The organism is uncultured Apibacter sp. (genome assembly GCF_946479295.1).
GTDB lineage: Bacteria > Bacteroidota > Bacteroidia > Flavobacteriales > Weeksellaceae > Apibacter.
In genome coordinates, this window is record NZ_CAMLFD010000012.1 from 56,005 (window position 1) to 71,475 (window position 15,471).

12 protein-coding genes are annotated in these 15,471 nt (G+C 27.8%); 3 read left to right on the plus strand and 9 right to left on the minus strand.

The window, feature by feature from the left end; translation table 11 throughout:
• The first annotated feature begins 26 nt into the window (after positions 1–26).
• Positions 27–677, plus strand: coding sequence for an NAD(P)-dependent oxidoreductase (locus Q0T35_RS08270; protein WP_295842422.1), 651 nt, complete (start codon positions 27–29; stop codon positions 675–677).
• 110 nt (positions 678–787) lie between these two features.
• Here Q0T35_RS08270 and Q0T35_RS08275 read toward each other — a convergent pair whose 3' ends face one another.
• The gene (locus tag Q0T35_RS08275) at positions 788–1,435 is read right to left on the minus strand and encodes a trimeric intracellular cation channel family protein (protein WP_295811188.1); all 648 of its coding nucleotides are present in this window, start codon (positions 1,433–1,435) and stop codon (positions 788–790) included.
• 436 nt (positions 1,436–1,871) lie between these two features.
• On the opposite strand from Q0T35_RS08275, the gene uvrA reads away from it, so the two are divergent.
• Positions 1,872–4,694, plus strand: a complete 2,823-nt coding sequence (uvrA, locus tag Q0T35_RS08280) for an excinuclease ABC subunit UvrA (protein WP_295842429.1) — start codon at positions 1,872–1,874, stop codon at positions 4,692–4,694.
• A 385-nt stretch (positions 4,695–5,079) separates the two neighbouring features.
• On the plus strand, positions 5,080–5,541 hold the full coding sequence (gene rpiB, locus Q0T35_RS08285; protein ID WP_293919351.1) for a ribose 5-phosphate isomerase B: 462 nt from the start codon (positions 5,080–5,082) through the stop codon (positions 5,539–5,541).
• A gap of 156 nt (positions 5,542–5,697) precedes the next feature.
• Here rpiB and upp read toward each other — a convergent pair whose 3' ends face one another.
• From upp to Q0T35_RS08325, 8 genes are all read right to left on the minus strand, one after another.
• Positions 5,698–6,357 carry a uracil phosphoribosyltransferase gene (gene upp, locus Q0T35_RS08290; RefSeq protein ID WP_293919350.1) on the minus strand — a complete coding sequence of 220 codons (660 nt, stop codon included), beginning with the start codon at positions 6,355–6,357 and terminating at the stop codon, positions 5,698–5,700.
• A 78-nt stretch (positions 6,358–6,435) separates the two neighbouring features.
• Positions 6,436–7,116, minus strand: coding sequence for a DUF4919 domain-containing protein (locus Q0T35_RS08295; RefSeq protein WP_293919349.1), 681 nt, complete (start codon positions 7,114–7,116; stop codon positions 6,436–6,438).
• Positions 7,117–7,396: 280 nt separating this feature from the next.
• Positions 7,397–8,599 (minus strand): NAD(P)/FAD-dependent oxidoreductase, encoded by a 1,203-nt coding sequence (locus Q0T35_RS08300; protein ID WP_293919348.1) that lies wholly within the window; start codon positions 8,597–8,599, stop codon positions 7,397–7,399.
• A 69-nt stretch (positions 8,600–8,668) separates the two neighbouring features.
• Complete coding sequence (locus tag Q0T35_RS08305; RefSeq protein ID WP_295842466.1) at positions 8,669–11,176, minus strand: polysaccharide biosynthesis tyrosine autokinase; 2,508 nt, start codon at positions 11,174–11,176, stop codon at positions 8,669–8,671.
• A gap of 19 nt (positions 11,177–11,195) precedes the next feature.
• On the minus strand, positions 11,196–12,005 hold the full coding sequence (locus tag Q0T35_RS08310) for a polysaccharide biosynthesis/export family protein (RefSeq protein WP_293919255.1): 810 nt from the start codon (positions 12,003–12,005) through the stop codon (positions 11,196–11,198).
• Between the two features lie 26 nt (positions 12,006–12,031).
• Positions 12,032–13,078 carry an SDR family NAD(P)-dependent oxidoreductase gene (locus Q0T35_RS08315; RefSeq protein ID WP_293919256.1) on the minus strand — a complete coding sequence of 349 codons (1,047 nt, stop codon included), beginning with the start codon at positions 13,076–13,078 and terminating at the stop codon, positions 12,032–12,034.
• Positions 13,079–13,086: 8 nt separating this feature from the next.
• Positions 13,087–14,205, minus strand: coding sequence for a DegT/DnrJ/EryC1/StrS family aminotransferase (locus tag Q0T35_RS08320; protein WP_295811110.1), 1,119 nt, complete (start codon positions 14,203–14,205; stop codon positions 13,087–13,089).
• On the minus strand, positions 14,202–15,317 hold the full coding sequence (locus Q0T35_RS08325; protein WP_295842478.1) for an MraY family glycosyltransferase: 1,116 nt from the start codon (positions 15,315–15,317) through the stop codon (positions 14,202–14,204). The genes Q0T35_RS08320 and Q0T35_RS08325 overlap by 4 nt, the downstream gene beginning before the upstream one ends.
• Between the last annotated feature and the right edge of the window lie 154 nt (positions 15,318–15,471).

The following is a 15,471-nucleotide window of genomic DNA, read 5'->3' on the forward strand; positions in this document are numbered from 1 at the left end:
AATAATTTTAATATAATTTACAAATAATGAAAAAAGTAGCATTAATAGGAGCTTCAGGATTTATAGGCTCAGAGTTAACAACCGAATTGCTTAATAGAGGTTATGAAGTAACAGCAATCGTTCGTTCTGCAGATAAAATTAAGAACGATAATAAAAATTTAAAAGTAGTTAGCGCTGATATTTTTGATACGGATAAATTAGCAGAAGTATTAAAAAATAATGATGCTGTCATAAGCGCTTATAATCCAGGTTGGACAAACCCTAATATTTACGATGACACGTTAAAAGGTTATCATTCTATTATTGAAGCCGTAAAAAAAGCAGGTATTAAAAGATTACAAGCAGTGGGAGGAGCAGGAAGCTTATTAGTTGCTCCGGGAAAAACTGTTGTTGATACAGGTGTTATCCCTAATGAAATTTTACCAGGTGTAAAGGCATTGGCATTAGTGCTAAAAGATCAATTTTTACCGGAAAAAGATTTGGATTGGGTATTCTTTTCACCGGCAGGAACAATTGAGCCTGGGGAAAGAACCGGAAAATATCGTTTGGGCTTAGATACAATTATTGCTGACGATCAGGGAAATAGTAAAATTTCTGTTCAAGATTATGCTAAAGCAATGGTAGATGAGCTTGAAAATCCAAAACATCATCAACAAAGATTTACAATCGGATATTAAAAAAGGGAGTTAACAAACTCCTTTTTTTATATTATTATATTTTTTTCCGTAACTGAATAAAATTCAAAAATTTTTTAAAGCTATTTATATTTTATAAAAAATGAAAAATTCTAATTACTTTTTTCACTTTTAAGTTTTGGAATTTGTAGATCCCATTTCACAGCTACATATCTCAAAAAAGTTACAATGCCTATAGTTATTGCACTTATAAGAGGCAAATTAAGATTAAAAAACTGTAGTGTTACGAAAAATATTCCGCCCACAATACAAGGAGAAGCATAAATTTCTCGTTTAAAAATTAAAGGCACTTTGTTCAAAAGAATGTCACGAATAACTCCGCCAAGTACAGCAGTAATGGTTCCCATGGTAACGATTACCCAGGAATCATATCCTAATATCATAGCTTTTTCGGCTCCTACAACCACAAATAATCCAAGTCCGATACTATCACTCCAGAAAAAGAAACGATTTAAATGATTAAGATGCTCGCGTAAAAAAATATAAAATAATAAAGAGGATAAAGTACACCAAACATAGATGCTGTTCATCATCCAAAAAGGCGTAACTCCTAATAATAAATCGCGAAAAGTACCGCCACCTACTGCAGTTACAAAACCTAGGACAAATGCTCCGAACCAATCGCATTTTTTTGTAGCAGCACCTCGAACGCCACTTATGGCAAATGCAAATGTTCCTATAAATTCAATAATCTCCACGAAACGAATCTGCCGAATAATATCGAAAATGTAATCTATCATGATTATCAATTTATTTTAAAACCTGCAAAAATACGTTAAATAAGTATAAGCCAGTTCCTTTATTTATGAATTTTATTAAAACTTTAACTCCCTTCTCTTTTATACAAATGCCATTCGGATAATAATTTTAATAAACTTTTAAATACAAATGTCACTATGATCTCATTTCTTATTAATTAATGAAAATATGTATCAATTATAATATGTGTAAGGTGGTTTAAGTAAAGCTATTTTTATTTAAAAGATTGAATGAATAAAACTTATCACCTTAACATGATATTTTTATAAGATTACTAAGTAAGAAAAGATTTGGTATGATTATTTGTGTTGTAAAAGGATAATAATTATAGATTTAAATAAAAAGAGTCATTTTTTCATATCTTTGCCCACTACTTTAGTTTAAGTCAATAAATTAATTAGGTTGATATAACTTATAATGAATCAGGATTATATTAAAATTTATGGAGCAAGAGAACACAACCTTAAGGATGTGTCACTTAAAATTCCCAGAAATAAGTTGGTAGTTATCACCGGTTTAAGTGGTAGCGGTAAATCTTCCTTAGCATTTGATACTATCTATGCTGAAGGCCAACGGCGTTATATTGAAACTTTTTCAGCCTATGCGCGACAATTTTTGGGAACATTAGATAGACCAGATGTAGATAAGATAGACGGTTTATCTCCGGTTATTGCTATTGAGCAAAAGACCACTTCTAAAAATCCTCGTTCCACGGTAGGTACCGTAACTGAACTTTATGACTTTTTTCGATTGTTGTATGCTCGCGCTTCAGATGCGTATTCATATAATACAGGAGATAAAATGGTTAAATATTCTGAAAATCAAATTATAGATTTAATCTATAAAGATTTTCCAGAAGAAAAGGTTTTACTATTGGCTCCCCTAATTCGATCACGTAAAGGACATTACAGGGAATTATTCGCCAGTTTGGCTAAAAAAGGTTTCTTACAGGTAAGAGTAGATGGTCAGCTGTTAGATATAGTGCAGGATATGAAGCTGGATCGATATAAAATTCATGATATTGAAGTTGTAATAGATAAATTAATAATAGATAGTAAGGAAAATACGCAACGTATATTACAGTCTATCCGATTAGCTATGCAATATGGGGAAGGAACTATTATGCTTTTAAAGCAAGGGGAGGAGCAAGGCAAATATTTCAGTCGTAATCTCATGTGTCCAAGTACAGGTATCTCTTATCAGATGCCGGAACCCAATAGTTTTTCATTTAATTCACCTAAAGGAGCTTGTGAGCATTGCAATGGCTTAGGTAAGGTAAAAGAAATCAATTTAAATAAACTTATACCTAATCCTAATCTTTCGTTTGATAAAAACGTATTTCCCATTTTTGAAGAACTAAGTCATACAGGATGGCTTTTGTCTCAAATAGAAATTATCATAAAAAAGAATGGATTTAAAATGTCTACACCATGGAAAAAGCTTTCAGAACAAACCAAAGATGAAATCTTACATGGAGTAAATGATAAGATAACATTGGATTTAGATTATGCGCAGATAAAAAAAACGTATAAAGTCAATTTCGAGGGTATTGTAGAGTATATTACTCGACTATCGGAAGGTAAAGATGAAGAAGAAAATCAAAAATTTAAAACACAAGTTTTTGAAGAAGGGGTATGTCCAGTATGCGAAGGAGCTCGTTTAAGAAAAGAAAGTTTGTTTTTTAAAATAGATAATAAAAATATATCTGAGGTATCTCATTTCTCTTTAAAAAAATTGAGTGAATGGGTGGACAACTTACCTACAAAATTATCTCCGAATAATAAAATTATAGCAAAAGAATTACTTCAAGAAATTTCAAAAAGATTAGGTTTTTTACTTGATGTAGGTTTGGATTATCTTAGTTTAGATCGTCCTTCTCAAACCTTATCTGGAGGAGAGTCTCAACGAATACGTTTAGCAACTCAAATTGGTTCTCAATTAGTAAATGTCTTATATATTTTAGATGAGCCCAGTATCGGATTACACCAACGAGATAATATAAAATTAATTGATTCATTAAAGAAACTTCGAGATTTAGGAAATTCGGTTATAGTAGTTGAACATGACAAAGATATGATTTTGAATGCGGATTATGTGATAGATATGGGACCATTGGCAGGAAAAGAAGGAGGAGAAGTGGTTTGGGAAGGAAATCCGGAAAATATTTCTTCGGCTCATACTTTAACTGCTAAATATATAAACGGAACGTTGAAAATCCCAATTCCCAAAGAAAGAAGAAAAGGAAATGGCAATCACTTAAAATTAATAGGTTGCACAGGAAATAACTTAAAAAACGTAACTCTTGATATACCATTAGGCTCTTTAGTATGTATAACCGGTGTATCGGGAAGCGGGAAATCTTCCTTGATTACCAATACCTTATATCCAATATTAAATAAACACTTTTACCGTGCTGAGAAGGAGCCACTTCCTTATAAAAGAATTGAAGGAATTGAATATTTAGATAAAATCGTTGATGTAGATCAATCTCCAATAGGACGCACTCCTCGCTCCAATCCGGCAACATATACTGGTGTATTTACGGATATAAGGAATTTGTTTGCTCAACTTCCTGAATCTAAGATACGTGGATATAAATTAAGAAGATTTTCATTTAATGTAAAAGGTGGAAGATGTGAAGTATGTCAAGGATCTGGGCTAAAACTTATTGAGATGAATTTTTTACCTGACATTTATGTTCATTGCGAAGCCTGTCATGGAAAGCGTTTTAATAGAGAGACTTTAGAGGTAAGATATAAAGGTAAATCAATTTCCGATGTATTAGATATGACCATTGACGAAGCAGTGGATTTCTTTCAACCGATTCCAAAAATACATCATATTATTAAAACTTTGCAGGATGTAGGGTTAGGATATATTACTTTAGGGCAACAATCCACCACTTTATCAGGAGGAGAGGCTCAACGTGTCAAATTAGCTAAAGAATTAAGTAAAAAGCAAACCGGTAAGACTATTTATATTTTGGATGAACCTACTACAGGGTTACATTTTGAAGATATAAGAATTTTAATGGAGGTTATTAATCGTTTGGTAAATCTTGGTAATTCTGTTATTATTATTGAACATAATTTAGATGTTATAAAGGTTGCAGATTATATAATTGATATAGGTTTAGAAGGGGGAGAAAAAGGAGGGAAAATAGTAGTTCAGGGAATACCCGAAGAGGTAATAAAAAATAAAAATAGTTATACAGCTAAATATTTAAAAGATGAACTGTAGTTAATATACTTTAGATTTTTTTAAATTTATCATACTGCAAAAATAATTATTAATACTGCTTTTATAATTTATTTTATAGAATGATAATTATTATGAATTTACATTATTTATTTAAATGATATAAATATTATTATAATAATTTTAAGATTATTTTAAGAGTGTTTTAATACATTCTTTTTCTTAGTCACATCTGCATATTTACATTGATAATTACTTTATATGTATATGAAATTTAATTTATTAGAGTGATTTAGATAAATGTTTTCCTTCCAATTATTTAATTATTATGCATCAAAAATTAAATTTTTATTGGTAAACTGTTATTTTGTACTTATCTTTGTTAAAGAAATCTTAATAAGGTTTTAAACTAAACACCAACAAAATTATGGATAAGAAAAAAATAGCAATAGGATGCGATGAGGCTGCCTACGCTTTAAAAATTGTATTAAAAGATCACTTAGAAAAATTGGGATATGAAGTGACAGATTATGGTGCGGAGAAGGGTGAAGTTGTTTTATATCCGGATGTTGCTGCAAAAGTAGCAAAGGCTGTAGCAGCGGGAGAATTTGAAAGGGCTGTATTAACTTGTGGCACTGGCATTGGAATGGCAATTACTGCCAATAAAATACCAGGTGTAAGAGCAGCAGTTTGTCATGATCCTTTTTCTGCAGAAAGAGCTAGAAAAAGTAATAATGCACAAATTATCTGTTTTGGTGAGCGAGTTATTGGACACGAACTTGCGAAAAGTTTGTTGAATACTTGGTTGGAATCAGAGTTCAGCGGTGGTGGTTCTGCGCCTAAAGTTCAACGTATATGTGATTATGAAGAAGAATATTTCAAAAAGTAATTTTTGAAAGTTTACAAGATATTTTTATTTTTTTAGTTAAGTTAATTAATAAATTTTTTAATCAGAAAAAGAGTAAGTTAAATTTAACATTACTCTTTTTTTATATCTGTTTAATTACATAAATTGTATAAGAGAAAATGAAATGCTTGTAAAAAATCATTTAGATAATTTTTTTCCAAATGCTAAATCTCCGGCATCTCCTAATCCAGGTACAATGTATTGATTTTCATTTAGTTCGTTATCAACTGAAGCAATCCATAATTCTGAATTTTCAGGTAACTTGGTTTTTATGTATTCTATTCCTGGTTTGGAACCAATAGCTGCAACGATGTGAACTTTTTGAGGTTTACCTTGACTTAATAAAACTTCGTATACATTTGCTAAAGATTCACCCGTAGCCAACATAGGATCGGATATTATTAAGATTTTATCTTGTAATGAGGGGGTTGCTAAATATTCAACCACAATCTCAAATTCTTTATTACTATTCGGATGATGTCTAAATGCAGATACAAAAGTTGTTTCAGCCTGATCAAAAAAATTCATCATTCCTTGATGCAAAGGTAGTCCCGCACGCAAAATAGTGCATAAAACAGGTTGTTGAATTAATAATTCTGTAGGTTTTATTCCCAATGGCGAGTTAATATTTACAGTTTGATATTCTAAGGTTTTACTAAGCTCATAACCTAAAATTTCACCTATTCGCTCTAAATTTTTTCTAAACCTCATTCTATCCTTCTGAATAACTACGTCTCTTAATTCTCCAACAAATTGATTTAATATAGATTTAGTTTTACTGAAATCGTGGACTATCATAAATATTGTTTTTTGTAAATATAAGCTATTTGCTCATAAATTTTATAAACAAAAATATTTTAAACATTGATTTTATTCTTATTTAATTTTAGGAGCAACATTATAAATTACTTCTATGTATACTTCATTTCTCTTATCTTTTTGATACTTTATATCTTTAGACCATATATCCAAAACTGAATTATTGTTTTTTATCTCGGAATTTCTTGTATACTTTTCAATATTTATTCCTATATAATTTAAAAGTGCATATTCATCGCCAGTAGAAATTACTTTAAATGCTGTTTCTTTATTTCTACCATCACCATAATCAGCGATTGCTTTCATTAAAAATTCAGCTTGATTTTTTAGTATAGTCAGCCTTCCTACATTTTCATTTTTTTCTTCATTGTAACATATAATAAGATTGAGTATTATGGTAAGATTAATTGGATCATTTTTCAGAAATTCTTCACCTAAAATAAGAGCTTTATTATATTTTTTTGATGCTATTAGTTTCATGAATTTTAAATATTTTTTACTAAATTCAAAATTTTTAGTATAATAAGAAGAATATAATTTTCCATAGTAAAGATAATATGATTTTATATGGTCTTGTTGTAGATCTAAAGGTTTATTTAGAAAGTCAGAAATTATATTTTCATAATAGTAAGGAGAATTTATATCGTTAACAGTTTCTTTTATTTTTTCATAATTTATTTGTTGTGAAAAAGATAGTTTTAAAATAAATAGATTTATTATAATATAAATTAGTTTCATGAGTAATGAGTTAAATATATTAAATACAAAAATAAAGAGTATATAGATAAAAAAATATATAATTGTTAATTGTTTTTAATATAAAATAATTGACTTAAGAGTATTTTGAGATGACATTAAATTTATTATTATTAGAAACCATAAATTATAATGCTAAGTAAATTAATATATAAAATGTTTATATTAAATAATATTGAGCTATTGTTAATTTAAATTTATAATTTCATTTAATGATTTGGCAATTTAATTTAAACAATAAAGAACAATTATAAAATACAGTTTAATTTGAATTAATATATTGACTTATGATATAAGCTTCACTCCAGCATGCCTGAAAATTAAAACCTCCAGTCAGAGCATCGATATTTAATACTTCTCCGGCAAAATATAAATTAGGTATTAGTTTAGATTGCATAGTACGAAAATCTATTTCTTTTAAATCTACACCTCCAGCAGTAACAAATTCATCTTTATGAGTATTTTTTCCATTTATTTGTAATTGTGTGTTAGTTAGAGCTTCTGCTATTTTATTAATATCTTTTTTACTTAGGTCGGCTAATTTTTTATCTTTAATTTGAAGACTGTAAAGTAGATTATTCCAAAATCGTTGTGTTAAATTATATATTTTTAATGCATATATTGATTTTTTAGAATTCTTTATCTTTTCGATAAATAATTCTTCTCTTACCCGATCAAATGTTTCTGATATCCAATTAATTCGTAAAATGAATTTATAGTCTAGTTTGAAAAGTTCTCTAGCACTCCATGAAGATAATTTTAAAACCGCAGGACCGCTCAACCCCCAATGAGTAATTAATATAGGACCAAATTCTTTTATCTTCAAAGAAGGAATATGTATTTCAGCTTCTGGAAAAGAAATTCCTTGTAAATTGCTCAGTAATTTATCACTGCATAAAAAAGTAAATAAACTTGGAACGGGTTTAATAATATTATGACCCAATTGATGATGTATAATATCCCACATTTTCTGAGAACTTCCTGTTGCTATAACTAATGCATCGGCAAAAAATTTATTTTCAGTCGTAGCAATTTCAAATTTATTGTTAATATTTTTAATGTTAATAACTTTCGAATTGTAATTAATTTCAATATTATTTTTTTGAGTTTCTTGAAGAAAAGTATCAATAATAGTTTGTGATGAATCTGATTGAGGGAAAACTCTATGATCGCTTTCAATTTTTAAATCAACACCTTTTTGTGAAAACCATTCAAATGTGTCAGAGGGCTGAAAATGATTAAATACACTAATCAATTCTTTAGATCCTCTTGGATAATATTTTACAAGTTTTTTTGCTGAAAAGCAAGCGTGTGTTAAATTACACCTTCCCCCTCCCGATATTTTTAATTTCTGTAATGGGTTTTTAGCTTGTTCTAAGATTAGAATTTTCCATTTACTTGATTTAACATTTGATGCTAAAAAAAATCCGGCAGCTCCACCACCAATTATTATAAGTTGTTTCAATTATTTTTTGTAATAAAATTATAATTTATAATAAAGGTTGGAATTATTTCCAACCTTATTTCATATTAATTATTTTTTAAATAAACGTTTTATCCTCGATATTAATGAATTGTCATAACTTTCGTCTTCTTCAAAATATCCATATCCATATCCATACCCGTATCCATATCCATATCCATACCCATAACCATATCCTCCAGGATTGACATAATCATTAAATATAATACCAATGTGACTTACTTCATCATTATTATATTTTTCATTAATTCCTTTTAACAGTTGCTTATAAGTATAGTTACATCTGGTGACATATATTCTCGCATCTGAAAGCGAGATTAAATCATATGCATCAATAACCAAGCCTACAGGAGGAGAATCAATAATAATATAATCGTATAGATCTCTTAGTATTTTTATAAGTTGTTCATTTTCGGGACTAATAAGCAATTCTCCAGGATTGGGGGGAATGGGACCAGCAGTTATAATATCCAAATTATCATATTCAGTTTTTTTAATTATCTCATCTAAAGAATTTGCTCCGGATAAATATCCTGATAATCCGACTTTATTACTTATTTTAAAATCATCAAAAATTCTAGGTTTTCTCAAATCCATTCCAACTAGAACGGTTCTTTTTCCGCTAAGCGCTAAAACTGATGCTAAATTAATTGCAATAAATGTTTTACCTTCACTTCCGATGGAAGAAGTTATTAGGAAAACTTTTCCACCTTTAATATCTTTTTCATTGTATAGGAATCTTAAATTGGATCGAATAGCACGGAAGCTTTCAGAAATGCTAGATTTTGGTCTGGCTAACACTGCTAAATTATTTTCAGTATTTTTTGGACCAATAGTTCCTATAATTGGAATTTTCGTAATAGATTTTAAATCTGAAATTAATTTTATTTTGTTATCTAATAATTCAATTAAAAATAAAAGAATTAATGGAATAACTAATGAGATTCCTATAAATTTATATTTGTTTTGCTTAATATTTGGAGTTATTGGTGCCTGTCCTGTGTTCTTAGCTTTATCTAATACGGTAATATCAGATATAGTTGTAGCTTTTCTCATTTCTGCTTCAGATAGTTTATCTAAAAGAGTGTTGTAAATTCCGTCATTTAATAAATATCCTCTTTGAGCATTAACAAATAGCCGTTCTTTTTCCGGAAGGGTTTCTATATCAAGCTCCAAATTACTTATTTGGTTATTAACATTTTTTAAGTTATTAAAAAGATCTTTAGATGAATTGTCTAAAATTGATGCGACTTTATTTTTAGCATTATTAATTTTATAATTTATTTCACTAATAGGCTCTGAATTTTCTCTATAAATTAATAATAAATCCTTTTTTTCCTGTTCAAATGATTGTACATTTTGGATTAATTCATCTAAATTTTTATCTGAAATACCTAATATGTCTCCATCTAAATAGAAATTTTTATTAAATGTTGATTTTTTTAACTGATTTACTGCTTCTATTTTTGATTTTAGTTCTTCTCTTTGAATATCAAGTGATTGTATTTTGGATAATAAAACAGTAGTACTTACATCGGCTTTTGAAAATATTTTATTATCGAGCTGAACTCTTTGAAAAATAGCTGTGGCACTATCTAATTTTCTTTTAGTTATTATAAGTTGATTCTTAATAAATTCAATAGTATTTAGATTAACTTTATTTTTATCATCCAGTCTTTTCTTAATCAAATCATCTACAGATTTATTTAAAAAATTTATCGTTCCATTTAAACTTAATCCTTTCTTAGTAATTATCATTATTGAAGGTAAATCTTTATCAAAATCGATTGAAACTAATGATTTTATCTTGGATACAGCATTGTTAATAGTTGATAAATAAAAATAAAAGCTGAGGTCAGTTACATTATCTCCAAATCTTCCTTCATATTCATTATTCTTTACGAATTTGAATTTTAAATTATTTGTTTTTATCCAAGTATTTAAAGGTACGATAAGTTCTTTTTTATATTTATCTTTTCTAGCATAATAACTTTCATTAGTGTAAAGGAAACAATTTTCATTTAAATTATCGGGAAAGGTAAGTTTAAATTTTTTATTAGGAAGCACATCAACCTTAACATCTGTATATAAGGCTTGGGCATAGTTTGTATCAATTACAATTTTATAAGGAATATCTACATAATCAATTTCAGTTGTTTTAATATTCCCTTTTAAATAATAATTAATATATAAATCAAGTGATTTAACGAGATTTTCATTATGTGTTCTTGATGATAATAATTTCTTATAATATATTCCTTGAGTGGCGCCATTATTACCTCCCCATATGAAATTTATAGATTGGTTAGGCGCTAATACACTTGATGTTCCGGATGAGATACTTACAGTCGTGGAAGACTGAAAAAATCTGTCTGAAAATCGATTTACCAGAAAAGCTATGGTCCATCCAAATATGAAAGCTATCAAAAACCAATACCAATTTTTTATAAGTCTTCGGATGAACCTTTCAAAACTAAAAAAGTTATTTTCCAGGAAATCAGAATTTTTATTTTTTTGATTTTTATTTTGATTTATACTTTGCAAGTTAGAGGTATGCATGTTCCGATATTAAGAATTACTATAAGGTTTTAAAAAATAAATACGTAGTTATTGCTTGAATTCCTACAGATAAAAATTGTGTCACATCCCCAATTGTGGTACCTCCTCCTAAACCAGATATTTTTTCTTTTAATGGGTCTATAATTACTTGATCTCCCGATTGTAAATAAAAATAAGGTGAATTAAGAATATCATCACGTGTTACATCAAGTACTATATTCTTTTTTCCTTCAGGATACTCTCTAATGATTCTTATATGACGTCGATCTGCAAATTTTGTTAAATCTCCGGATTTAGCTATGGCTTGTAATAAATCAACTCTATTGGATAATTCTGTTTTTTCGCCTGGTGAATTTATTTCTCCTACCATATAATATTTTATAGCTCCTATGTTCATCCTAACTTCTGCTTTTCCTTCATTATAGAGAACTTCATTTAATTTTGCCTGAACTAAATCTGTAATTTCGGATAATGTTAACCCGTAAACGTAAAATTCTCCTAGACCGTATATTGAAATATAACCATTAGCATCCACGATTAATCCGCTGGTTCTTAATCTACCATCACTGCTATTTGTTCCTCCTTTAAAAACAGATGTATTTTCTTCAGATAAAAATTTTGATGCGTTTTTATCTGATGTGATAAGAGTCATAGCTAAAATATCATCTTTTTTAACTCGGTAGTTTTCATAAATTACAGGTATAAGACCATATTCATTAAATTGTAAATTCTCACTTGGTTGAAGATACTTTAAATCCTTTACACCAATGCAAGAACACAAAAATAATAAAGTGAAAGAAACAAGAAAAATTGATTTATATAATTTCATTATTATAAATTAAATTGCAAAAATAATTATTTTTTTAATAGTAGCATAAGATTAATGATTTCAGTTTCTATTTTTCTCATATTGTAATTGATTAAATCTATTTTTTTGTAATTAAAAATATTATTTTCTATTTTTTCAAAAGGAAAATATAATATTTCTTCTAATTTTTCAAATTTTGGTATTTCTTCTAAATATGTAATTTTCGGTGTAAAATTGAGAACTAATTTTTTTATTAATTTTTTTAAAAGGTTGTCAATATTTAATGATTTTCCCATATCTAATATATATATACCTGAATGATTAATGGGAGCTGTTATTTCAAGCATTCCTATTGAAGCTTCATATTTAGAAATAAAATATCTTTTCATATTTTTACTTGTAATGGTTATAGGCAATTTATTTTCGATTTGGTATTTAAAAATGGTAAAAACCGAACCACTACTATTAAAAACATTTCCGAATCGTATAATTTTAATTTTTATATTTCTAGTATTTTTATTCTGAAATATTTCTTTTAAAAGATATAATTCAGTTATTCTTTTTGATATGCCCATATTACTTATAGGTTTTACCGCTTTATCAGTGGAAACAAATATAAACTGCTCAATGCTGTTATATCGTGAAGCTTCCTTCAATAAATTTAAAGATCCGTTTATATTTACAGAGATTGATTCTTCATAGTTGCTTTCTAAAATATCTATATGCTTATAGGCTGCTGTGTGGTAAACAATTTGAATTGGAAATTTTGAAAAAATTTTTTTAATTGTATCGATATTTCTGATATCTCCTAAAAAAAGATATAGTCTTTTGTTATCGATTTCATTTTTGAACTTTAGTTTAAGTTTGAAAATAGCATATTCTGAATGATCTAAAACAATTATTTTTTTACTTCCTTGTTCCAACAAGCGTTTTATTAATATACATCCTATAGATCCGCCACCGCCAGTCACAAATATAATTTTATCATCTAAATAATTAAATTGTTTAAATGAATAATCTATGTTTTTACTGAATAACTCTTCAAAAGAAATTTCTTTATTTTTAATTTTAATAATATCTTCTTTATTAGGCATTGTTTTAACTAAATATTTTTTTCAATAACTGCTAAAATTTTATCTAAATCGATTTCTTTTAAATTATCTCCGGAAGGGAGACATAATCCGTTATTAAATAATTTATTTTCAAAAAGAGAATTACCGAAATATGGAAAATCCTTAAACACTTTTTGTTTATTTAATGGATTCCAAAGATATCTTGATTCAATATTGTTTTTTTCGAGAGAACTTTTAATTTTTTTGTTTAATGATGCGGGAAATATAAATGTGCTTAACCATCTATTGGCGATGCTATTCTCAATTTCCATTTGGTATTCAACATCGAATTTATCTTTAAATTTCGTAAGATAAAAATTAAAAATTTTTCTTCGTTTATTTATTTTTTTATTTAACTTATCGAATTGTATGCTTCCTAGTGCTGCAAGAATATTGCTAGAAGCATAATTATAGCCTATTTCGTTATGCTTATAATAGTCAGCCTTTTCTTTTGCTTGAGAAGCTAACTTTTCAGCATATTTATATTTTTTTTCATTTGGAAGAATAAGTGTTCCCCCTTGTGAGGTTGTTATTATTTTATTTCCATTAAAAGATAAAATTCCATAATCACCCAATGCTCCTACAGGAATATTATGATAGGAAGAACCTAAAGCTTCAGCAGCATCTTCAATGACAATTATGTTATTATTTTTACAAATATTAATTATTTGGTCCATTTCGGCAGGCATACCATATATTTGTGCAACAATAAGCGCTTTAGGATAAATATGTTTTTTCCTTAAATCATCAATCGCATATTGGAGGAATTCTGGCGATATATTCCACGTTCTTTTTTCAGAACCGATAAATACAGGAATTGCTTTTTCATATAAAATAGGGAAAGCAGTGGCTGCAAAAGTGAAATTAGAGCATAATACATAATCGCCATCTGCAATTTCGGCTAATTTAAGAGCTAAATGTAGAGCAGAGGTACCACTATTAGTTAATAAAACTTTCTTGTTGAAATATTGAGATAATTTACTTGAAAATTCTTGAATATAAGAACCATAAGGAGAAATCCAGCCGCTTTTTAAAGCTTTGACTACGTTCTCGATTTCTAAATGATCAATATGGGGAGGAGATAGGTATATTTTGGGGAAATTATTCATGTATTTGATTTATTATTTTTAATTAATAAAGGTAAAAATGAGAATATTAAACCTAAAGATAAAATAATTACAAGTAATAAATGAACATTTATATGTCTTAAAAAATATGCTACAAGTATAATAATAACATTTTCTGCCACCATACATAATGATACTTGTTTGTGAGACAAACCTAAACGAAGATACCTATGGTGCATGTGATTTTTATCTGCTTTAAAGGGGGAACGTCTTTTATAGATTCTAATCATAAATACACCCAATGTATCAATAATTGGAATAATTAATATTGCTATAACAATTGCAGGAGCGGATTGTATCCAATATACTTGTGTACCAAAAGGATATTGAAGTAAAAACAGGTTAAGAAATTTAACCCCCATAAATGAAAGCAAAAAACCTATAATCATAGATCCTGTGTCTCCCATAAAGATTTTGTATTTTTTAGAAAAATTATAATGAAGGAAAGCTAAAAGGCTTCCTATAATAGTTAATGCTAATACAATCATAGGATAATTAATAGAACCTAATCTCCAAAATGTAATTATAAAAGCGCAACAAACCAGTATGGCAATACCCGAGGCTAAACCATCAATTCCGTCAATTAAATTGAAAGCATTTATTAAAAATATGAATATTAGAACAGTAAATAAAATACTAAACCAATAAGGTAATAAATTTATTCCGAATATTCCAAAAAAATGACCTATTCTAACATTAGACCCTACAGAAATCATTAGAGCAGTAACGATTTGTGCATAAAATTTTTTGTTCGGGGCTACTACTAATATATCATCCATAAGACCAATAAAAAAAAGTACAATTATGGCTGAAAATAAAAAGATGTAAGAAGAGAATAATTCGTATGCACAAATGGATGACATTATTGATACAGAATAGAAGATTGAAATTCCACCCAGATTTGGTGTTTCTTTTAAATGTGAACTCCTTTCCTTTGGTCTAGCCATTAACCCTTTTTTATAAGATACTCTAATAATTTTTGGAATTGATATAAAGGTTAAAAAAAAAGATCCTATAAAGCCTATAATACACTTTAGATAGAAACTATCTATACCTAAAAAATCTTTTATACTTCTAATATCAATCTCTGCCATTTTATTAAAGTCTATTTAATAACTTATATTATTATATAATTATTAAGAATATAACAAAGATAAATTTAAAAAATTAATATTTCATAAATTTTTAGATACAATTTGAATAAATTTTTATTTTGTAAATAAATTTATATTTAATTAAATGTTTAAT

Bases quoted from the DNA above. Each gene is read 5' to 3' on its own strand.
- Q0T35_RS08270 (WP_295842422.1), top strand. From the start codon at position 27: ATGAAAAAAGTAGCATTAATAGGAGCTTCAGGATTTATAGGCTCAGAG.
- Q0T35_RS08275 (WP_295811188.1), bottom strand. From the start codon at position 1,435: ATGATAGATTACATTTTCGATATTATTCGGCAGATTCGTTTCGTGGAG.
- uvrA (WP_295842429.1), top strand. From the start codon at position 1,872: ATGAATCAGGATTATATTAAAATTTATGGAGCAAGAGAACACAACCTT.
- rpiB (WP_293919351.1), top strand. From the start codon at position 5,080: ATGGATAAGAAAAAAATAGCAATAGGATGCGATGAGGCTGCCTACGCT.
- upp (WP_293919350.1), bottom strand. From the start codon at position 6,357: ATGATAGTCCACGATTTCAGTAAAACTAAATCTATATTAAATCAATTT.
- Q0T35_RS08295 (WP_293919349.1), bottom strand. From the start codon at position 7,116: ATGAAACTAATTTATATTATAATAAATCTATTTATTTTAAAACTATCT.
- Q0T35_RS08305 (WP_295842466.1), bottom strand. From the start codon at position 11,176: ATGCATACCTCTAACTTGCAAAGTATAAATCAAAATAAAAATCAAAAA.
- Q0T35_RS08310 (WP_293919255.1), bottom strand. From the start codon at position 12,005: ATGAAATTATATAAATCAATTTTTCTTGTTTCTTTCACTTTATTATTT.
- Q0T35_RS08315 (WP_293919256.1), bottom strand. From the start codon at position 13,078: ATGCCTAATAAAGAAGATATTATTAAAATTAAAAATAAAGAAATTTCT.
- Q0T35_RS08320 (WP_295811110.1), bottom strand. From the start codon at position 14,205: ATGAATAATTTCCCCAAAATATACCTATCTCCTCCCCATATTGATCAT.
- Q0T35_RS08325 (WP_295842478.1), bottom strand. From the start codon at position 15,317: ATGGCAGAGATTGATATTAGAAGTATAAAAGATTTTTTAGGTATAGAT.